Below are 20466 nucleotides of genomic sequence, written 5' to 3' on the forward strand. Positions count from 1 at the left end.
GGCTTTTTCGTTGCTGATCCAGATGGCTCAGACCAGACAAACACTCAGACCGTCAGCGGGTTGGGCTTGTCCGGATCGAGCTTGTACTCCTTGATCGCACGGGCCACGTCCTTAGCATTGACCTTGCCGTCCTTCGCCAGCGCCGACAGCGCTGCATGGGCGACCCAATAGCGGTCGACCTCGAAGAAATCACGCAGGTGCGCACGGGTGTCGGAACGACCGAAACCGTCCGTGCCCAGCACCGTGTAGCGCATGCCGTCGGGCATGAACGCACGGATCTGGTCCGCGTACTCGCGCACATAGTCGGTGGCGGCCACGGCCGGACCCTGGTGACCTTCCAGCAGGCTGGTCACGTACGGCACGCGCTGCTTGGCTTCCGGATGCAGGCGGTTCCAGCGCTCGGCGTCGAAACCGTCGCGGCGCAGCTCGATGAAGCTGGGCACCGACCAGATGTCGGCGCTGACGCCGAAGTCCTTCTCCAGCAGCTCGGCGGCAGCGATCACCTCGCGCAGGATGGTGCCGGAGCCCATCAGCTGAACGCGCGGCTCGCCCTTCTTCGGCTTGCCCGCATCCTTGAACAGGTACATGCCCTTGAGGATGCCCTCCGCGCTGCCTTCCGGCATGTCCGGATGCGCGTAGTTCTCGTTCATCACGGTGAGGTAGTAGTAGTGGTCCTCCTGGTCCTGGAGCATGCTGCGCACGCCGTCCTGCAGGATCACCGCTACCTCGTAGGAGAAGGTCGGGTCGTACGACTTCACGTTCGGGATCGCACCGGACATCAGGTGCGAATGGCCGTCCTCGTGCTGCAGGCCCTCGCCATTGAGCGTGGTCCGGCCGGCCGTACCGCCAACCAGGAAGCCACGCGCACGCGAATCGCCGGCAGCCCAGGCCAGATCGCCGATGCGCTGGAAGCCGAACATCGAGTAGTAGATGAAGAACGGCAGCATCGGCACGTTGCTGATGCTGTAGCTGGTTGCCGCCGCCATCCACGCGGCCATGCCACCCGCCTCGGAGATGCCTTCCTGCAGCACCTGGCCCTTCTGGTCCTCGCGGTAGTACAGCAGCTGGTCGGCATCCTGCGGGCGGTACTTCTGGCCGAACGGCGCATAGATGCCGATCTGGCGGAACATGCCTTCCATGCCGAAGGTGCGCGCCTCGTCGGCCACGATCGGCACCACGCGCGGCCCCACCTGCTTGTCACGCAGCAGCAGGTTGATGCCGCGCACGAATGCCATGGTGGTGCTGATTTCGCGCTCGCCGGTGCCCTTGGTGATCTGCTCGTAGGCAGCCAGGTCGGGGGCCTTGAAGCTCTCGTCGGCCTTGCGGCGACGCTGCGGCAGGAAACCGCCCAGCGCCTTGCGGCGCTCGAGCATGTACTGCACCTCGTCCGAGTCCTTGCCCGGGTGGTAGTACGGCACGTCCTTGAGCTTGTCGTCGGGAATCGGGATGTTGAAGCGGTCGCGGAAGTGCTTCACCGCCTCCTCGTCCAGCTTCTTCTGCTGGTGGGTCGGGTTCTGCGACTCGCCGGCCGCGCCCATGCCATAACCCTTCACCGTCTTGGCCAAGATCACCGTGGGCATGCCCTCGGTGTGCACGGCGGCGTGGTAGGCCGCGTACACCTTGTGCGGATCGTGACCGCCACGGTTGAGACGCCAGATGTCGTCATCGGACAGGTTGGCCACCATCGCGCGCGTCTGCGGGTACTTGCCGAAGAAATGCTCGCGCGTGTAGGCGCCACCGAAGGCCTTGCAGGCCTGGTACTCGCCATCGACGGTTTCCATCATCAGCTTGCGCAGCGTGCCGTCGGTATCGCGCGCCAGGAGCGGATCCCAATAGCTGCCCCAGACCAGCTTGATGGCGTTCCAGCCGGCACCGCGGAACACGCCCTCGAGCTCTTGGATGATCTTGCCGTTGCCGCGCACCGGGCCGTCCAGGCGCTGCAGGTTGCAGTTGATCACGAAGATCAGGTTGTCCAGCTTCTCGCGGCCGGCCAGCGCGATCGCGCCCAGGCTCTCCGGCTCGTCGGTTTCGCCGTCGCCCATGAAGCACCAGATCTTGCGATCGGACTTGGGAATCAGGCCGCGATGCTCCAGGTACTTCCAGAACTGCGCCTGGTAGATCGCCTGGATCGGACCCAGACCCATCGACACCGTCGGCACCTGCCAGTAATCCGGCATCAGCCAGGGGTGCGGATAGGACGACAGACCGTGGCCCTTGCCGGCCACTTCCATACGGAACAGATCGAGCTGCTCCGTGCTGATGCGGCCTTCCAGGAACGAGCGGGCGTAGATGCCGGGGCTGGAGTGGCCCTGATGGAAGATCAGGTCGCCCGGATGCTCGGCGCTGGGTGCGCGCCAGAAATGGTTGAAGCCCACGTCGTACAGGGTGGCGGACGAGGCGAAGCTGGCGATATGGCCGCCCAGCTCGCCCGGCTTGCGGTTGGCGCGCACCACCATCGCCATGGCGTTCCAGCGGATCAGCGTGCGGATGCGCCACTCCATCGCCGCGTCGCCCGACATCTTCGCTTCGTTGGCGGGGGCGATGGTGTTGACGTATTCGGTGGTGGGATCGAACGGCAGGTAGCCGCCGGAGCGGCGCGTGGTGTCGACCATGCGCTCGAGCAGAAAATGCGCGCGCTCGGTGCCGTCATGTTGGATCACCGCATCGAGCGAGTCGATCCATTCGCGGGTTTCGGTGGGGTCGATGTCCTGGTTGAGGATATCGTCGAGCTGATCCATGAAAGATTCTCCACGGCGCCATGCGGCGCAGCTGCTGATGTAAGGAGGCCGCCACCGGGGAATGCGGCAGTCTGACAACCAAGTCTAGCCCCCACGCGCGCGCCTGCCAATTAGACGTCCGTCCGTATAGCTCCATGCGCCCACGCATGGAAGCGCGCCAGCCATGCGGCCGGACGCGCTAGGAAAAATCACCCTCGCCGTTCGCCTTGTGCGGCACGGATCTGCGCATCCACGGCGGCGATCGCGGTCATGTTGACCACGCGGCGCACGCTGGAGGCCGAGGTGATGATGTGCGCGGACTTGTCCACACCCATCAGAATCGGACCGATCGCCACCCCATCGGTCATCACCCGCACCATGTTGTAGGCGATGTTGGCGGCATCCAGGTTGGGCATCACAAACAGGTTGGCCCGGCCCGACAGCGTGGTGCTGGGGAAGATGCGCCGGCGCAGCGTTTCGTCCCATGCGGTGTCGGCCTGCATCTCGCCGTCCATGTCCAGCTTGGGCGCGCGCTGGCACAGGATTTCGCGCACCTTGCGCATCTTCGCTGCACTGGCATTGTCGTGGCTGCCGAAATTCGAATGCGACAGCAGCGCCACCTTCGGCTCGATGCCGAACAGCTTGAGGCGATAGCAGGCCTGCATCGTGGCCTCGGCGATCTGCTCGGCACTGGGGTCGCACTGCACGTGGGTGTCGAGGAAGAACCACGCGCCCTTGTCGTTGATCACGCCGGTCATCGCCGAGGTGCACTGCACGCCCGGGTCCAGCCCGAACACGCTGCGCAGGTAGCCCAGTTTCTTGTGGTAGCGACCGACCAGACCGCAGATCAGCGCATCGGCCTCGCCACGCTTGACCATCATCGCGGCAATCAGCGTATGCCGCGAACGCATCAGGTTCTTGGCCGCGTCGGGGGTCACGCCACGGCGCTCCGTCATCGCGTGGTACTGCTGCCAGTACTCGTTGAAGCGCGGATCGTCGTTGATGTTGGTCAGCTCGAAATCCACGCCCTCGCGCAGGCGCAGGCCCAGCCGCTTGATGCGCATGTCGATCACGTCGGGACGACCGATCAGGACCGGGAAGGCCATCTTCTCGTCCACCACTGTCTGCACGGCGCGCAGTACGGTCTCTTCCTCGCCCTCGGCATAGACCACGCGCTTGCGGTCGGCGCGTGCACGCTCGTACACCGGCTTCATGATCAGGCCGGTGCGGTAGATGAACTGGCCCAGTTTTTCCTTGTAGGCGTCCATGTCGGCAATCGGGCGCGAGGCCACGCCCGAATCCATCGCCGCCTGCGCCACCGCCGGCGCCAGCATCACCAGCAGGCGCGGGTCGAACGGGCGCGGGATCAGGTATTCCGGGCCGAAGGTCGGGGCTTCGCCGCCATAGGCGCCGGCCAGGTCGCCGGCCTCCATCCGCGCCAGCTCGGCGATGGCGCGCACGCAGGCGGTCTTCATCGCCTCGTTGATGGTGGTGGCACCCACGTCCAGCGCGCCACGGAAGATGTACGGGAAGCACAGTGCGTTGTTCACCTGGTTCGGGTAATCCGAACGCCCGGTGGCGATGATGCAGTCGGGCCGCACCTGCTTGGCGTCTTCCGGCGAGATTTCCGGGTTCGGGTTGGCCAGCGCCAGGATCACCGGACGGTCGGCCATGCTGGCCACCATTTCCGGCTTCAGGATGCCGCCCGCGGACAGCCCGAGGAACACGTCGGCGCCAGCCACGATCTCGGCAAGCGTGCGCTTGTCGGTGTCGCGCGCGTAGCGCTGCTTGTCCGGATCCATCTGGTCGCGACCGGTATAGAGCACGCCCTCGCGGTCGTAGGCCAGGATGTTCTCCGGCTTCAGGCCCAGCGCCACCAGCATGTCCAGGCAGGCGATGCCGGCCGCCCCGGCGCCGGCCGTGGCCAGCTTCACGTCCTCGATCTTCTTGCCGACCACTTCCAGCGCGTTGAGCACGGCTGCACCGACGATGATGGCGGTACCGTGCTGATCGTCGTGGAACACCGGGATCTTCATCCGCTCGCGCAGCTTGCGCTCGACGATGAAGCACTCCGGCGCCTTGATGTCTTCCAGGTTGATGCCGCCGAAGGTCGGCTCCATCGCGGCGATGATGTCGACCAGTTTGTCCGGGTCACGCTCGGCCAGTTCGATGTCGAACACGTCGACGCCGGCGAACTTCTTGAACAGCACGCCCTTGCCTTCCATCACCGGCTTGCCGGCCAGCGGACCGATGTCGCCCAGGCCCAGCACCGCGGTGCCGTTGGTGATCACCGCCACCAGATTGGAGCGCGCCGTCATCTCGCTGGCTGCGTTCGGGTCGTCGACGATCGCCTCGCAGGCATAGGCCACGCCGGGCGAATAAGCCAGCGACAGGTCACGCTGGGTCAGCAGCGAGGTGGTCGGGCTGACAGTGATCTTGCCGGGGCGAGGATGACGGTGATATTCGAGCGCAGCGTGGCGCAGGTCTTCGGAGTGAGCCATCGGAGATGTCGGTTCGATGCGTAAGGAGAGGAGCCGCAGCCTCGCGGCGCGCGTCATGGTAGCACCTGGACACGGCATCCCGGACGCAAAATCACGCATCCGATGGCGCGATTCACATGCGAAACATCAGCGGCGGAAAAGACATGCAGCAGGCCCGCCGAGCGCGACCAGGAAGCCGCGCCCGGACAACGTGTCACACGCTGGCGGACAAGGTCTCCGGCTCCACGCGACCCATGCGGATGCCGTTCACGAACACCGAGAACGCCAGCTTGCCGGCCAGCCCCTGCGTCTGCTGCATCCAGGGCGGCAGCCAGCGCGGCGGCGCCAGGGTGCCGTCGAGGAAACAGGGCTCCAGGCTCAGCACATCCGCCAGTGCAAGCTTGCCGGCGAACAGGTAGCGCAGCAGGTCCATGCGCCGTGCGCGGAATGCCCAGCGGAAGAAGGTGTGCACCGTGAGCAGCCCCGACAGGTAGACATTGTCCTTGGCGAAGGCCGAGCCCCCGCTGACCGGCACGCCACGGAACACCCGCTGGGCGGACCGGAAGCTGTCGGCCACGCCTTGCCCACGTTCGTGGAAGAACCGGTAGACCTCGACGAAATCGGCACCATTGAGCGCCAGGTCGATCGCCAGGATGCGCAGACTGATGCGCTTGAGCCGTGCGATGTCGATGGCTCCCGACATCAGCTCGGCAAACACCGCCAGGCCTTCCTGGGTCGCGGTGACGCGTGGCGAGGTACGCGCCAGCGAGCCCAGCAGCGGCTGCGCGCGGCCGTTCAATGCGGTCAGCGAATGCACGAACGCCTCGTGCGCCAGCAGCTGGTGCCGGTCGTATTCGCTGAAACAGGTACCGCCGCGCAGGCGGATCCGGGTCGCGCCGGCGGCCGCCTTGGCGGTCAGCTCGGGATCGATGGTCACAGCGATCGTGCCCGGCCCGAAGAATGCGTCCAGCGCTGTGGCCAGCTCGTCGCGCAAACTGGCGGCCGGAATCTGCGCGCCGGCCTCGCGGCCGGGAAGGTCCGCACCCAGTTCGTCGGACAGCTCGACGAAATAGCGCGCCGCGTCCAGATTGCTGCGATCGCTACCGGGAATCGGGTCACCCGGCCTGCCGTACAGCGTGATCGAGGGTGCCGTGACGCCGCTGCTGCCGACCGCCTCGAGCATGCCGGCCGCGATACGCCAGGACTCGGCCGTGCGGCGCAGATAGGTGCACAGCGGGTCATCGCCGTCCGCGGCCTGCTCCACGGCGGCCAGCTCGGCCCGCGCCTCGGCCAGATCGGGACGCCGGTAGTCGACCTCGGGCAAGCTGTAACGTGCCTGTGCGTAGTCGGCGATCATCCGCTGCTCCAGCGACGCCGGCCAGGCCACCGTGCCAAGAATGTGGATGCCGCGCACCGCGGCGAGCAGGCGCCGGTCGAGCTCCGCGCAGCGTTGCGACAACGCGGCCGCGATGCCGCTCATGGCCGCTTCCTGTCGCTCTTGCGCAAGGTCCACCGCGCCATCGACGCGGCCAGCAGCGACATGGCGGCGGCCGGCACGATCACCAGCAACGGGCCATCCCGGTGTGCGATATCCCGCCAGGCGCCGAAGGCGACAAGCATGCCCAGCAGCAGCATGCCGATGCCGAAAACCCATGACATGCCCCCGGATATGCCCGAGGTCGCGCCGGCTCCGCCGCTGCGCATGGCCGGCTAATCCCGCTCGCGCTTGCCGCGTGGGCTGTGCGGCCGCTCGACCGGGCGGCCGCCGCGCTGCCGGCGCAGGCGCGCCTCCAGGGTGGCGGCCTGTTCCTCGCGCTCGTCGCGCAGCTTGAGATAGTTGCGCCAGCGCTCAGGTGCCAGCTCGCCGCTGTCCAGGGCGGCCTGCACGGCACAACCGGGCTCGCTGCCATGACCGCAGTCGGCGAAGCGGCAGCTCTCGGCCAGCTCCTCGATATCGGCGAACAGGTCGAGGTTTTCCTCGCCGGTGAGCTTCAGTTCGCGCATGCCGGGCGTGTCGATCAGGCAACCGCCCGAGGGCAGCGGCAGCAGCGCACGGTGCGTGGTGGTGTGGCGACCGCGACTGTCGTGGGCACGCACCGCACCGGTCGCCATCTTGTCGATGCCCAGCAGGGTGTTGGTGAGAGTGGATTTGCCGGCACCGGACGAGCCCACCAGCACCGCGCTGTCGCCCGGTTGCAGGTACTGCGCAAGCACCGCCACGCTGGCCGGGTCCTTGCCGTTGATGGCATGGATCGGCGTGCCCTCGGGCAGGCGTTCGCGCAATGCGTCGATGCGCCCGATGGCATCCGCGCTGGCATCCAGCTTGCTCAGCAGCACCACCGGCTGCGCGCCGGAATCCTCGGTCAGTGACAGATAACGCTCGATCCGCGCCGGATTGAAGTCGCCGTCCAGCCCGGTCAGCACCAGCACGTAATCGATGTTGGCGGCGATCAGCTGGCGCTCGTAGCGCTCGCCGGCGGCCGCGCGCGACAACACTGTGCGCCGCGGCAACACCCGCACGATATGCGGCGGCTGCCCCGGCTCGACCTCCACGAAATCGCCGACGGCCGGACGCTCCGACGGGTCCAGTCCGCGCTTCAGGAAATGGCCGGCCGGCTGCGCGCCGAAGCTGTGTTCGCCATCGTGCAATTCATAGCCGGCGCGGTGCTGGGCGGCGACCCGTGCAAGCCGCAGGCCGTCCGCCGGCAGGGGGCCGTCACGCCAGCCGATACGGCGCAGACGCTCGATGATCTGGTGCTCCGTCATGACGACGATCTTGCCTATTCACGGGTTGACCGAGAATAGCCCGGAATCACACTCCGCGTCGCCCCGCCAGCCCTCGCGCTGCAATGCATCACGCTGCTAGCATCGGCGCGCCGGCGATGGTGCCGGGCAAGCATCGTGAAGGATCCCGGCGTTGTCAGCGATAAGTCCCAGCACGCACCTGGCGGATGTGCGATACGAAATCCGCGGCGCCCTCACCCGCCGCGCCCGCGAGCTGGAAACCGCGGGGCACCCGATCATCAAACTGAACATCGGCAACCCGGGCCGCTACGGTTTCGAGACACCGGCCCATCTGCGCGAAGCGATCGCCAGCCACCTGCGCGACAGCGAAGCCTATGGCCACGAACAGGGCCTGGACGAGGCGCGCGCGGCGATTGCGGCACAACAGCAAGGCCGGGGCGCACGCCATGTGACGCCGGAGCGCATCTTCGTCGGCAACGGCGTCAGCGAGCTGATCGACCTGAGCCTGCGCGCCCTGCTGCAGCCGGGCGATGAAGTGCTGCTGCCCAGCCCCGACTATCCGCTGTGGAGCGCCGCGACGATCCTCAACGGCGGCTCGCCGCGCTACTACCGCTGCCTGGCGGAAAACGGCCACCTGCCCAACCCGGACGAAATCGAAGCCCTGATCACCCCGCGCACACGCGCCCTGGTCCTGATCAATCCGAACAACCCCACCGGCGCGGTATATCCGCATGCGCTGCTGGAACGCATCGTGGCAGTGGCGGCACGGCACGGCCTGCTGCTGATGGCCGACGAGATCTATGACGAGATCCTTTACGACGACACGCCATTCCAGCCGCTGGCCGAAGTGGCCGGTGAGCACCCCTGCCTCAGCTTCGGTGGCCTCAGCAAGGTCTACCGTGCCTGCGGCTACCGTGTCGGCTGGATGAGTCTGTCCGGCCAGCCGGCGCACAGCGCCGAATACCGCGACGCGCTGCAGCTGCTGGCTGCGTTGCGGCTGTGCGCCAATGTCACCGCGCAATGGGCGGTGCCCGCCGCGCTGACCGGCAGCCCGACCATCCAGGCGTTGACCGCACCCGGCGGCCGCCTGCACGAGGCCCGCCGGGTGGTGCTGGAAGGCGTCGCTGCCAGCGACTATCTCGACGTGGTCGAGCCGGCCGGCGCGCTGTACGCCTTCCCGCAGGTCCGCGCCGACCGCATCGAGACGTTCGACGACCAGGCCTTCGCCCTGCGCCTGCTGGACGAGGAATCGGTGCTGGTCGTCCCCGGCTCCAGCTTCAACGTGACCGCCAGCCGCCACCTGCGGCTGACCCTGCTGCCGCAACCGGCCGACCTGGCCGAGGTGTTCGTGCGCATGGAACGCGTGCTGGCGCGGATGGCGGCCGCGCAGTCCGAACGCATCACCGCCGCGGCCTGAACGACCACCATGAGCCTGCGCTACCTGGCCTTGGGCGACTCCTACACCATCGGCGAGGGGGTCGCCCCCGACGGACGCTGGCCCGAGCAGTTGGCACGGCGCCTGCGCGACGCGGGCGTGCCGCTGCAGACACCACGCATCCTGGCCACCACCGGCTGGACCACCGACGAGCTGTCCGCCGCAATGGATGCCAGTCGTCTGGAGCCGCCATACGACCTGGTCAGCCTGCTGATCGGCGTGAACAACCAGTACCGCGGACGGACCGCGGATGACTACCGCGCGGAATTCCGGCGCCTGCTGGCGCGGGCGACCGGACTGTCCGGCGGGCGTCCCGGGCGCGTGCTGGTGCTGTCGATTCCGGACTGGGGCGTGACCCCGTTCGCCCGCCAGGAAAACCGTGACAGCACGCGGATCGGCGCCGAACTGGATGCCTACAACGCGCTGGCCCGCGACGAAACCTGCCGCCACGGTGCGCACTGGGTCGACATCACCCCGATCTCGCGGCAATGTCCCGCGCTGCTCGCCACCGACGGCCTGCACCCCTCGGCGGAGCAATATGCCCGCTGGGCCGAAGCCGCCCAGAATGCCGCCCGCGAGGCACTGCAGTCGTCCTGAGCCGGCGTCGTCCGACCCGCGCTTGAAGCCGACCCGCTCCGCCGGCATATCGGCGGTATCATTGCGTTTCCCTGCCGGAGTCCAACATGTCCCTCGACACCCCCACCCGCGAACGTATCGAAACCCTGCTCAACGACCACCGCGTGGTGCTGTTCATGAAGGGCCACCGTGCGCAGCCGATGTGCGGTTTCTCCGCCGCCGCGGTCAACACACTGAACGAGCTGCTGCCGGACTACCACACGGTCAACGTGCTGGACGACCCGGCGATCCGCGAGGGCATCAAGGAGTTCGGCCAGTGGCCGACCATCCCGCAGCTCTATGTGGACGGCGAACTGGTTGGCGGCGCCGACATCATCCGTCAGATGTACGGCAGCGGCGAACTGCACCAGCTGTTCGGCGCGGCCGCACCGGACCGCACGCCGCCGGAAATCACCATCACCGACAAGGCCGCCGAGGCGATCCGCCAGGGCACCGCGAACGCCGAAGGACTGGCGCTGCATCTGGAGATCGGTCCGGACCACAGCGCCGGCTTCCAGCTCGCGCCAGCCAGCGAGCATGACATCGTGGCGCATGCCAACGGCCTCGAAGTGCACTTCGACCCGGCCAGCGCGCAGCGCGCCAAGGGCATCGTGATCGACTGGGTCTCCACCATGCAGGGCGAAGGCCTCAGCCTGAAGTTTCCCGGCGCGCAGGACGTGAAGTCGCTGGACGTGCAGGAACTGGGCCGCCGGCTCGATGCCGGCGACATCGTGCTGGTGGACGTGCGCCCTGCCGCCGCCCGCGCCATGCTGCCCGCGCTGGCGCAGGCCCGCATCCTGGAAGACGAAGGATACGAGGCCATCGCCAACCTGCCCAAGGACACCCCGCTCGCCTTCATCTGCCAGCGCGGCATCTCCAGCCAGGGCGTGGCCCAGCGCTTTGCCGCCCACGGCTTCAGCCAGGTGCACAACGTCGAAGGCGGCATGGAAGCCTGGAACGACCAGATCCACTGAACCTTCAGAAGCAGGCGTCACTGTGCAGGCAGGGGCCGTCGGCCCCTGCCTCGGCATGGCGGCCATCAGTCGACGTCGATGTCTTCCTCGAAGCGCAGGTGTTTCACGCTGCGCCCGTTGCGCCGCACCAGTTTCAACGCCTCGATGCCGATGCGGATGTGCGACTCGACGAAATTCGCCGTGACATTGCGGTCGCTGAGCTCGGTCTTCACGCCCTCGGGAATCATCGGCTGGTCCGACACCAGCAGCAGCGCACCGCATGGAATCTTGTTGGCGAAACCCGCCGCGAAGATGGTGGCGGTTTCCATGTCGATGGCCATGCAGCGGGTTCGCCGCAGGTAACTCTTGAAGGCGTCGTCGTGCTCCCAGACACGGCGGTTGGTGGTGTACACCGTGCCGGTCCAGTAGTCGTGCCCCAGGTCGCGGATCATGGTCGAGACGCCACGCTGCAACTGGAACGCCGGCAGCGCCGGCACCTCCGGCGGCAGGTAGTCGTTGCTGGTGCCTTCGCCGCGGATCGCCGCGATCGGCAGCACCAGATCGCCGATCTGGTTCTTTCTCTTCAATCCGCCGCATTTACCCAGAAACAGCGCCGCCTTCGGCGAAATGGCACCGAGCAGGTCCATTACGGTCGCGGCATTCGGGCTTCCCATGCCGAAATTGATCAGGGTGATGCCATCGGCCGTGGCATTGGGCATGGGCCGATCGCGACCCTTCACCTCAACGCCATGCCATTCGGCGAAAAGGTCGACGTAATGGCCGAAATTGGTCAGCAGGATGTGCTGGCCGAACTGCTCCAGTGGCGTGCCGGTATAACGCGGCAGCCAGTTGGAAACGATATCGTGCTTGTCTTTCATGGAATCTCTTGAGGTCGGCACAGCAAACCGGTCGCTGTGCGTTACCGGCGACGCCACGCCGGCGAATTGCCAAAAGATCGTGCGCACATCATAGACGCAGCAGGCAGCCGGCTGCATTCATTTTTGCGGATTCGCTCCACCGGTGTCGCGTGTTAAGGTTCGCCCCGCTGATCAAAGGGGGAACAAGCCATGCGCATGGGTGTAGCAATTGATGCATCCTGCGACCTGCCGCAGGCATTTCTTCAGGAGCATGACATCACGGTCATGCCCATCGTGGTGCGCGTCGACGATGCAACGTTCAAGGACGACCGTGCAACTGCCGAGATCCAGCGCTTCCTCGACCTGAAACTCGGTAGTCGCAGTCATTCGGCAGAAACCGTGCCCTGCTCGGTCGAGGACGTGCAGCAACTGTTCCTCGAGAAGCTGGTGCTGGAGCGGGACTGCGTGTTCTGCCTGACCATCAGTGCGACCCGCAGCCCGATCAACGAGCACGTGATCAAGGCCAGCTTCAACGTGCTGAAGAACTACCGCAGCGTACGCGAACCCGCCGGCATCAGCGGGCCGTTCCTGATGCGCATCGTCGATACGCGGACCATGTTCGCCGGCGCCGCACCGGTGATCGTGGAAGCCACGCGCCTGATCGCGGCCGAGCAGCCGCCGGCTGCGATCCGCGAACGGCTGGCGCACATCGCCAACAACGCCTACGGCTACATGCTGCCGCGCGACCTGTACTACCTGCGTGCCCGGGCCAAGAAGAAGGGCGACAGCAGCGTGGGCCTGTTCAGCGCGGTGCTGGGTTCTACACTGGACATCAAGCCGATCCTGCGCGGTTATCGCGGCGAAACCGGACCCGTCGGCAAGGTCCGCGGGTTCGAACAGGGCACGCAGGCGCTGTTCGGCTACGCCGCCAAACGGGTCCACGCCGGACTGCTGGTGCCTGCGGTATGTGTGAGCTACGGCGGCGACCTATCGGAGCTGGCCGAGCTTCCGGGCTACGAGCGGCTGCGTTACGCCTGCCAGGAATGCGGTGTCGAACTGCTCGAAGCCCCGATGAGCATCACCGGCATGGTCAACGTGGGCGAAGGCGCGGTGACGCTCGGGTTCGCGGCCGAAGAGCACGTCGTCGACTTCTGAATACCGTGACGCCGCGACCGATCGTCACGGTGTCTCGCCGGCACAACGCGCATAGAATGACCGCATGATCCGACCTGGCATGCTGCTCCTGCTGGCCCTGGCCGTTGCGTCGCCGGCAACGGCCACGACGGTCTACAAGTGCGTCGCCGGCAACGGCCAGGTGAGTTACCAGGGCACGCCCTGCCCGTCCGGCCAGAAGCAGCACACGCTCCAGTTGGTCAATCCACCACCGATCGAACCGGCGCCCGCGACGTCGTCGCCCGCTGTCGCGCAGCAGCAGGCCATGCCGACCAGCGCGCCGCCACCGGAACCGGCGACCCCGGTCACGCCACCACCGCAAATGTATCGATGCGTGCGCGCCACCGACGGCACGACTTACCTCAGCACGAACGGGCACCCGGCTCCGTACCTCGCGCCACTGGGCATGCTCGGCATCGTCCCCAGCTCGTTGGCCCAGACCTACAGTGCCGCCAACCACATGGGACACGGCAAGGTCACCGCCGGCCTGGTCGCCAGCCGCTACACCACGGTGCGCGACGACTGCCGCGCACTGAGTCCACGCGAAACATGCCAGGCCCTTGAGGATGCGTACAACGCCAACCAGGCCAAGCTCTTTCGCGCCTTCCACGACCAGGAAGCGAGCCTGAAGCAACGCCAGACCCAACTCGAATCGGAGCTCACGCACTGCCCCGGCAGCCACTAGTTCCGGCACGTTGCGCACTCTTTGCGCAATGCGATCCAAGGCGTTGTTACGCAAGGCGACCCGCGGATTGTCCACAGGCTTTTCACCAGGGTTTCCCCAGACGCTGTGGAAAACCCTTCAGAAGCCGTAGTTGAGAAATCCGCCGTCCACCGCCACCACCTGCCCGGTGATGTAGCTGGCAGCAGGCAGACACAGAAAGGCGATCGCCGCGGCCACTTCCTCCGGCTCGCCGATCCGACGCAGCGGCGTATGGTCCAGCACCTCGTCGAGGTAGTCCTCGTCCGCCAGCGCCGGCTCCGAGCGTTGCGTGCGGATATACCAGGGCGCCACCGCGTTGACGCGGATGCCGTCCACCGCCCACTCGACCGCAAGGTTGCGGGTGAGCTGGTGCAGCGCGGCCTTGGTCATGCCATAGGGCGACCCGGTGCGCACGTGGGTGACACCGGAAACCGAACCGACATTGACGATCGCCGCATGGGCGTGCTGCACCAGCTGCGGGTGTGCCAGCCGGCACATCTCGAAGGCGGAAAACAGGTTCTGCTCGAAGATCGAACGATAGTCTTCCGGCCGGTAATCGAGGGTCGCAGCCGGCCGGTTGCCACCCGCGTTATTGACCAGCAGGGACAGCGGCAGCCCCAGGTCGGCAACCCAGTCGAAGACCGCCATGCGGTCTTCCGCGTCACCCAGGTCAGCAGCGAAGCCCAGCACGTCGACCGATGGAAAATCGTCCGCCAGATCCAGCCTCACCTGCTCCAGATAATCCTCGTCGCGCGCCACCAGCAGCAGGTTCGCGCCCAGCCCGGCCAGCTCGCGCGCCACGGCGAGACCGATGCCCTTGCTGGCACCGGTGACCAGTGCGGTATGTCCGTGAAGTTGCCAGGCATCGGAGCGATTGTTCATGCATCAAGCTTACACGAACGGCTTGTCCGGCCGGTGCCGCAGCGACACACTTGGGTGCACCGACGAGATGGGGAACACACGATGAAAATCGCACTTCCGTTGCTATGCGTGACAGCGCTGGCGGCCTGCTCCGGCAAACCCCCGGCACCCCGCACCGAGACCGCTAGCCAGGCGCATGCCGCTTCCACATCCGCGCCCTGGGACGCGATGACGCGGGACGAACAGCGCGCCCGCGATGTGCAGACGCTGGTCAACAAACAGGCCGCCCGGCAGAACAAGCAGATCGAGCAGCAGACACAGTAGATATGCCCTAATCATTTGGACGTCCAAATCTTGCAAGCACGGGTGTTTGCGGGCATGGTTCCGACATGACAACCGACAACGCCGTTCGCGCAGACCCGGCCAGTGCGCCACTACTCGATATCGACAAAGCCAGCGTTATGCAGGGGAATCGGCTGATCCTCGACCGGCTGACCCTGCGGGTGAACGCCGGCCAGCACACCGCGATCCTCGGACCGAACGGGTCGGGCAAGTCCACTCTGGTGAAACTGGTTGCACGCCAGCTCTATCCGCTGGCACGCGGCGACGGCCGTGGACAGGTTCGCATCTTCGGCCGCGAGCGCTGGAACGTATCTGCGCTGCGCGGCCTGCTCGGCATCGTGTCGCCCGCCGTACAGCGCGACTACACCAGCGACATTCCACTGGAAGCGTTCGACGCGGTGATCTCCGGGTTCTTTGCCGCACGCGGACTGGGACTGGATCACCGGGTCACCGACGGCATGCGCGAGCGAGCCCGCGAAGCGCTGGAGCAGCTTGATGCGGGCCACCTTGCCGGTCGCGAAATGGCCAGCCTTTCGACCGGCGAGGCCAGGCGTGTGCTGATCGCGCGCGCGCTGGTGCACCGGCCTCGCGCGCTGCTGCTGGACGAACCATGCGCCGGCCTCGACCTGGCCAGCCGCCGCCGCTTCCTGGAAAGCCTGCGCGCGCTGGCCCGCAACGGCACCACGCTGCTGCTGGTCACCCACCATATCGAGGAAATCCTGCCCGAGATCGACCAGGTGGTGCTGCTGCGCGATGGCCGCGTGCAGCATCAGGGCAGCAAGGCGGACACGCTTGCCGATGCCGCGCTGAGCGAAACCTTCGGCATGCCCATCCATGCCCAGTGCCGGGGCGAGTGGTACACAGCCGCCGTCGACTGAGCTGGCCGGATCATGCCCGGCGCGTCCATCGGGGACGCACCGGACACCGCTCACCGGTCAATGCGGCGTGCAGAAACAGTAGGCGTAGATGTTCGGCTTGCCGGGCTTGGCCTGGCGCAGCAGGGCAAGATCCGGCGCCATTGCGTTCACCTGCGCCAGCCAGCGGGGCAGGCGGATGCCGTAGCTTTGCAGGGCCGAGACCATCGCATTGCGCCGCAGGCTCAGCATGAACCGGTCGAAGGTGCCCAACGGCGGCTGCATGTAACGCACCGGATAATGCGCCCCCAGCTTGGCCAGACTGGCGGCGTCGGCAATGGCCGTGCCCAACCCGCCGAGCTGGTCGACCAGACCACGCTGCAAGGCCTGCTTGCCGGTCCAGACGCGCCCCTGCGCGATCGCATCGATATCGGCAAAGCTCTTGCCGCGGGCGCTGGCCACGCCACCGACGAAGTCGCGGTACCCCTTGTTGATGATCGCCTGTATCACCCCGCCCACTTTGGGATCGAGCGGGCGCGTGATGTCGAACGCGCCGGCCATCGGCCCGGTTGCCACGCCGTCGCTGACCACGCCGAGCTTGGCCAGTGTGTCGGGCACCGAGTAGTACATGCCGAAGATGCCGATCGAACCGGTGATGGTGTTCGGTTCGGCCACGATGCGGTTGGCGTCCATCGATATCCAGTAGCCGCCACTGGCCGCCACGTCACCCATCGACACCACCACCGGGATACCCGCCTTGCGTGTCAGCTCCACTTCGCGACGGATCTGCTCGGCGGCAAAGACTTCGCCACCGGGAGAATCCACCCGCAACACCAGGGCACGTGTGTGCTTGTTCTCGCGCGCGGCACGGATCAGCGCAGCGGTGGATTCGCCACCGATCTCGCCGGGCGGCTGCCGGCCGCCGCTGATGTCGCCCTGGGCCACCACGACCGCCACACCGGGCGACAGCAGGTCGCGATTCACGGGCAGGCTGGCCATGTAATGCGTCATGTCGACGGCGCGTATGCCATAGCCGCGCGGACCGGCCGGCACACCCTGCTTGCGCAGCATGGCAATCAGCTGGGCGCGGGTGGCGATGCCATCGATCAGGTGCTCGTCAAGCGCGAGTTTGGCCAGATCCCCATCGGTGCTGGCGATCTTGGCCGGCAGGTCGTCGACGTCGCTGCGCAGGGTGGCCGGGTCGATCCCGCGCAACGCCCCGACCTCGCTGAGATACTCGTCCCATAGTCCGCCCATCCAGTAGCTGTCGGCCTCTTTCGACGCAGCCGAGGCATGGTCGAGGATGTACGGCTCGGCCGCGCTCTTGAACTGCCCCACCCGGAACAGGTGCACCTGCACCCCCAATTTGTCGAGCAGATCCTTGTAGAACAGCCGGTAGTCCGACAGCCCGGTGATCATCAGCTCGCCCTGCGGATCGAGCAGCACGCGGTTGGCATGCGCCGCCAGGTAGTACTGGTACTGGTCGAGACTCGGCGCCCACGCGATCACCTGCTTGCCGCTGGCACGGAAGCGATCGAGTGCGGCCCCGACCTCGCGCAGCGCGGCGAAACCGCCGCTGCGCAGCTGACTGGGATCGAGCACGATGCGACTGATGCGCGGGTCCTTCGCCGCGGCGTCGATCGCCGCGACCAGGTCTCGCATGCGCACCTGCTTCGGCGCCTCGCCCGACAGGCTGGCCAATGCACGCTGCAACGGCTGCACGGTGTACTGCTCCACCAGCTGCCCCTGCGGCCGCAGCACCAGCACGCTGTGGTCCAGCACCTTTTCGTTCATGTGGCTGCCGGCGTAGATGCCCAGCACCAGCAGCAGGATCAGGCCCAGTACACCGAAGAACACCACGTTGATGATGATCAGCCGCACCGCGTTGATACCGCGTCCGAACGTGCGCATGAACGCCCAGAATCCATTCGGCCGCCCTGGCCGGCGAAGAGGCGGTGGAGGCATGAGCATGATCCTTGCTGAGGAACGGCCAGCCTACCTGCTCACGCCACGGCCGTCAGCTGTCCAGTCGCGAGCTCAGGGCAAGGGCGGAATGCTGGGCAGTTCGTCCAGGCGGCTTTCGCCGACGAAGTGCGGATGCCGTGAGCTGCGCCAGAAGCGGGTGAACAGCAGCACGGCCGCCACGGTCAATCCGGCGATCAGGCCCATCCACATGCCGCGCGCGCCCAGGCCGTGACGGAAAGCCAGCCACCAGCCCACCGGCATGCCCACACCCCAGTAGGCGAACAAGGTGATCGCCATCGGCACGCGGGTATCCTTCAGCCCGCGCAGGGCGCCGTTCGAGACCACCTGGATGCCGTCGGAGAACTGGAACAGGCCCGCCAGCACCAGCAGCCGCGAGGCCAGCCCGATCACCCGTTCGTCGTGGGTGTACAGCGACGCGATGAAGTGGGGCGCGCCCAGCATCAGGCCGGCCGACAAAAGTTGTGAAACCAGGGTCAGGCCGATGCCGCAGAAACCCGCATAGCGCACCCCCATCGGATCACCCCGCCCGACCGCATGCCCCACCCGCACGGTCGTCGCCATCGCCAGGCCCAGCGGAATCATGAAGAATACCGAGGCCACGTTCAGGGCCACCTGATGGCTAGCCACCACGTCTTCGCCCAGCCGCCCGATCAGCAGCGCCGTGGCCACGAACAGCCCCGCTTCGGCCAGCAGGGTCACCGCCATCGGCAGGCCGATATGCAGCAGATGACCGATCGGCTTCCAGCGCGGCCACTCGAACCGGTCCAGCAGACCCAGTCCGCGGTAATTGCGATGGCACAGCACATAGGTGGCGAAGCCGAGCATTTCCAGCCACAACGCGATGGCCGTCGCGATGCCGCATCCGCGCGCACCCTGCGGCGCCAGCCCCAGCTTGCCGAACATGAACACGTAACCCAGCGGCACCAGCAGGAACAACCCGCCGAAGCTGAAGTACATCGACGGCCGCGTCAGCGAGAGTCCCTCGGACAGGCCGCGCAGAGCGAAATAGCAGGTCAGCGCCGGCGCTCCCCAGCTGATCGCATGCAGGAACTCGTTCACCGACACGTCTAGCGTTGGCGTCACCCCGATCAGCTGGATCAGCGGTTCGGCATGTCGCACCGCGAACCACAGCAGCCAACCCAGCGTCAGCGCCAGCCACAGCGCCTGACGGAATACCGCGCCGATCTCGTGTCGCCGCCCCGCACCATCCAGCTGGGACACCGACGGCGGCACCGACATCATCACGCCGATACCGCTGACCACTACCAGCGACCAGATGCTGGCACCGATCGCCACCGCGCCCAGCACATGCGCACTGTAGTGGCCGGACAGCATCGCATCGATCACGTTGCTGCCGATCGCGGCAAGCTGGGCCAGCATCAACGGAAGCGCGAGGCGCACGGTGGCGCCGATCTCGCGCACCATGCGGGTACGATCGGAAAAAATGGAGGTCATGGCAGCCGGCTCTTGAGCTGCGCGATTGTACCCGACCGGCGGTCCAGGGCTGCCTCCGCCGGACCCCTTGTGCCAAGATCGCGCGGCACGTCGCATGCATGCAATGGGGAAAAGGGAATGATGGAGCCGACGACGATCGAGGGTCTGCACTGCGCCAACTGCGGCGAGTTGCTCAAGGGCGAGTTCTGCCATCACTGCGGGCAGTCCGTGCACAGCGTGCTCAAGCCGGTGCACCACACCGCCGAGGAGATCGTCGAGACAGTGCTGCACGTCGACAGCCGCATCTTGCACACGCTGCCCGCACTGTTCCTGAAACCCGGCTTCCTCACACTCGAATACTTCGCCGGCCGGCGGGTACGCTACATCGCGCCGTTCCGGCTGATGTTCGTACTGTGCCTGCTGACCTTCTTCGTGCTGCATCTGGTCACCAACGAGAAAATATCGCGGACCTTCGAACAGCGGCAGACGACCGTATTGCTCGACCATGGCCAGGCGTTCGCACAGGCCAGCAATGCCGACGACGTCCGCAGCATCCTGCAGAACAAGCTCGACGCACTGAATGCCGTGCAGACTTTCGGCGACAGCAGCACATTCGCGCAGGCCGCCAAGGCCAAGCAACAGCTGCTGGAGGCCGCCAACCGGCGATTGGCCGAACTGCACGCTCCGCCCCTGCCGCCGTCTTCCGTTGCCGCGGAAGGACACCAGACATCATCGTTCGACCATCCGATCAAGCCGATCCAGATCGGCTGGCTGCCCGGCTTCGCCAATCAGCGTCTGACGTCCATGCTGCAGCACCTCAGGGACAACTGGCACACCTATCAGCACGGCGATCCCGTCAGCAGCGAGGCCGCCAAGGAGCGCATGATCAGCGGCGTGTTCGGCAAACTGCCTGGTGCCATGCTGGTGCTGGTGCCGGTATTCGCCTTGCTGCTGAAGCTCTTCTATCTGTTCAAGCGCCGGCTGTACATGGAGCACCTGATCGTGGCCCTGCACAGCCACGCGTTTCTGTTCCTGTGGCTCTTGCTGTGTACCCTGCTGGCCCTTCTGGCAGGTTGGCTGGAGCCGCATGCCGCCTGGACGGCCTACCCGTTCAACTGGCTAGAACGCATCCTGGTGCTATGGGCCCCCGTCTATCTGCTGCTGATGCAGAAGCGGATCTACCGGCAAGGCTGGTTGATGACCGTCGTGAAGTACTGGTTCATCGGCTGGCTTTATTTCTGGTTGTTGCTGGTCGTGCTCCTGGTCGCCGGAGCACTTGGCATCGCGCACTGACAAACAGCTGTTCGAACG

The 20466-nt window shown here is 66.4% G+C and carries 17 protein-coding genes; 8 read left to right on the forward strand and 9 right to left on the reverse strand.

The features are described from left to right. Window positions 1-44: 44 nt before the first annotated feature. From aceE to rsgA, 5 genes are all read right to left on the reverse strand, one after another. On the reverse strand, window positions 45-2738 hold the full coding sequence (gene aceE / locus RA164_RS15045) for a pyruvate dehydrogenase (acetyl-transferring), homodimeric type (protein WP_329741650.1): 2694 nt from the start codon (window positions 2736-2738) through the stop codon (window positions 45-47). A 188-nt stretch (window positions 2739-2926) separates the two neighbouring features. Next, complete coding sequence (locus RA164_RS15050; protein ID WP_329741651.1) at window positions 2927-5218, reverse strand: NADP-dependent malic enzyme; 2292 nt, start codon at window positions 5216-5218, stop codon at window positions 2927-2929. Window positions 5219-5411: 193 nt separating this feature from the next. Beyond that, window positions 5412-6677 carry a flavohemoglobin expression-modulating QEGLA motif protein gene (locus RA164_RS15055; protein ID WP_329741652.1) on the reverse strand — a complete coding sequence of 422 codons (1266 nt, stop codon included), beginning with the start codon at window positions 6675-6677 and terminating at the stop codon, window positions 5412-5414. Continuing rightward, complete coding sequence (locus RA164_RS15060) at window positions 6674-6901, reverse strand: hypothetical protein (RefSeq protein WP_329741653.1); 228 nt, start codon at window positions 6899-6901, stop codon at window positions 6674-6676. Before RA164_RS15060 ends, RA164_RS15055 begins: the two co-directional genes overlap by 4 nt. Window positions 6902-6907: 6 nt before the next feature. Next, window positions 6908-7963 (reverse strand): ribosome small subunit-dependent GTPase A, encoded by a 1056-nt coding sequence (gene rsgA / locus RA164_RS15065; RefSeq protein ID WP_329741654.1) that lies wholly within the window; start codon window positions 7961-7963, stop codon window positions 6908-6910. Between the two features lie 151 nt (window positions 7964-8114). Here rsgA and RA164_RS15070 point away from each other — a divergent pair, with 151 nt between their 5' ends. The 3 genes from RA164_RS15070 to grxD all read left to right on the forward strand — a co-directional run bounded on the left by RA164_RS15070 (window position 8115) and on the right by grxD (window position 10966). Further along, window positions 8115-9359 (forward strand): aminotransferase class I/II-fold pyridoxal phosphate-dependent enzyme, encoded by a 1245-nt coding sequence (locus RA164_RS15070; protein ID WP_329741655.1) that lies wholly within the window; start codon window positions 8115-8117, stop codon window positions 9357-9359. A gap of 9 nt (window positions 9360-9368) precedes the next feature. Continuing rightward, window positions 9369-9974: an SGNH/GDSL hydrolase family protein gene (locus RA164_RS15075; protein WP_329741656.1), complete on the forward strand. Its 606-nt coding sequence runs from the start codon at window positions 9369-9371 to the stop codon at window positions 9972-9974. An 86-nt stretch (window positions 9975-10060) separates the two neighbouring features. Beyond that, window positions 10061-10966 carry a Grx4 family monothiol glutaredoxin gene (gene grxD, locus RA164_RS15080; RefSeq protein ID WP_329741657.1) on the forward strand — a complete coding sequence of 302 codons (906 nt, stop codon included), beginning with the start codon at window positions 10061-10063 and terminating at the stop codon, window positions 10964-10966. A 65-nt stretch (window positions 10967-11031) separates the two neighbouring features. Here grxD and RA164_RS15085 read toward each other — a convergent pair whose 3' ends face one another. Then, complete coding sequence (locus RA164_RS15085; protein ID WP_329741658.1) at window positions 11032-11823, reverse strand: AMP nucleosidase; 792 nt, start codon at window positions 11821-11823, stop codon at window positions 11032-11034. 189 nt (window positions 11824-12012) lie between these two features. On the opposite strand from RA164_RS15085, the gene RA164_RS15090 reads away from it, so the two are divergent. Then, window positions 12013-12957, forward strand: a complete 945-nt coding sequence (locus RA164_RS15090; RefSeq protein WP_329741659.1) for a DegV family protein — start codon at window positions 12013-12015, stop codon at window positions 12955-12957. 64 nt (window positions 12958-13021) lie between these two features. Further along, window positions 13022-13660, forward strand: a complete 639-nt coding sequence (locus RA164_RS15095; RefSeq protein WP_329741660.1) for a DUF4124 domain-containing protein — start codon at window positions 13022-13024, stop codon at window positions 13658-13660. A 117-nt stretch (window positions 13661-13777) separates the two neighbouring features. Here the strand turns inward: RA164_RS15095 and RA164_RS15100 are convergent, their stop codons facing one another. After that, window positions 13778-14560, reverse strand: a complete 783-nt coding sequence (locus RA164_RS15100) for an SDR family oxidoreductase (RefSeq protein WP_329741661.1) — start codon at window positions 14558-14560, stop codon at window positions 13778-13780. A gap of 81 nt (window positions 14561-14641) precedes the next feature. Here RA164_RS15100 and RA164_RS15105 point away from each other — a divergent pair, with 81 nt between their 5' ends. Continuing rightward, on the forward strand, window positions 14642-14863 hold the full coding sequence (locus RA164_RS15105; protein ID WP_329741662.1) for a hypothetical protein: 222 nt from the start codon (window positions 14642-14644) through the stop codon (window positions 14861-14863). A 65-nt stretch (window positions 14864-14928) separates the two neighbouring features. Further along, entirely contained in the window at window positions 14929-15759 is an 831-nt protein-coding gene (locus RA164_RS15110; protein WP_329741663.1) for an ABC transporter ATP-binding protein, read from the forward strand. Window positions 15760-15816: 57 nt separating this feature from the next. Here RA164_RS15110 and sppA read toward each other — a convergent pair whose 3' ends face one another. Both sppA and RA164_RS15120 read right to left on the reverse strand, forming a co-directional pair. Then, window positions 15817-17706 (reverse strand): signal peptide peptidase SppA, encoded by a 1890-nt coding sequence (sppA, locus tag RA164_RS15115; RefSeq protein WP_329741664.1) that lies wholly within the window; start codon window positions 17704-17706, stop codon window positions 15817-15819. Window positions 17707-17772: 66 nt separating this feature from the next. Beyond that, on the reverse strand, window positions 17773-19176 hold the full coding sequence (locus tag RA164_RS15120) for an MATE family efflux transporter (RefSeq protein ID WP_329741665.1): 1404 nt from the start codon (window positions 19174-19176) through the stop codon (window positions 17773-17775). 117 nt (window positions 19177-19293) lie between these two features. On the opposite strand from RA164_RS15120, the gene RA164_RS15125 reads away from it, so the two are divergent. Continuing rightward, a complete protein-coding gene (locus tag RA164_RS15125) occupies window positions 19294-20448 on the forward strand; it encodes a DUF3667 domain-containing protein (protein WP_329741666.1) in 1155 nt (384 codons plus the stop codon). The last annotated feature ends 18 nt before the right edge of the window (window positions 20449-20466 follow it).

The organism is Dyella sp. A6 (assembly GCF_036320485.1).
GTDB lineage: Bacteria > Pseudomonadota > Gammaproteobacteria > Xanthomonadales > Rhodanobacteraceae > Rhodanobacter_A > Rhodanobacter_A aluminiiresistens.